A 642-nucleotide genomic window follows, 5' to 3' on the forward strand; every position below is an offset into this window, starting at 1 on the left:
GCTCCGACGGATTGTAAGCACACGGTTTCAGGTACTGTTTCACTCCCCTCCCGGGGTACTTTTCACCTTTCCCTCACGGTACTGGTCCGCTATCGGTCATTAGGGAGTATTTAGGCTTATCAGGTGGTCCTGACAGATTCACACGGGATTTCTCGGGCCCCGTGCTACTTGGGATACTCTCCAGGCGGTACACAACATTTCGGTTACGGGGCTCACACCCTCTCTGGCCGGCCTTTCAAGACCGTTCACCTATGCCTGCACTACACACCCCACTGTCCCGGCAGAGACAGAACGGAAAGTCCCACAACCCCGCCCATGCAACGCCCGCCGGCTATCACACATGGAAACGGTTTAGCCTGATCCGCGTTCGCTCGCCACTACTGACGGAATCACTATTGTTTTCTCTTCCTGCGGGTACTGAGATGTTTCACTTCCCCGCGTTCCCTCCACGCACCCTATGTGTTCAGATGCGGGTCACCAGATCACTCGCGCGTCTGGCGGGGTTTCCCCATTCGGACACCCTGGGATCACAGTCCGGTTATCGACTCCCCCAGGCTTATCGCAGATTCCTACGTCCTTCTTCGGCTCCTAATGCCAAGGCATCCACCGTGTGCTCTTAAAAACTTGACCACAAAAGATCAA

Annotated in this window: 1 rRNA gene; it reads right to left on the reverse strand. The window is 55.6% G+C overall.

Annotation, left to right across the window (positions count from 1 at the left end):
• Nucleotides 1–630, reverse strand: a 23S ribosomal RNA gene (locus BJG92_RS13180); the annotation flags it as partial.
• Nucleotides 631–642: the final 12 nt, after the last annotated feature.

It is taken from the genome of Arthrobacter sp. SO5, assembly GCF_020532805.1.
In the GTDB taxonomy this organism is placed as follows: Bacteria; Actinomycetota; Actinomycetes; order Actinomycetales; family Micrococcaceae; genus Arthrobacter.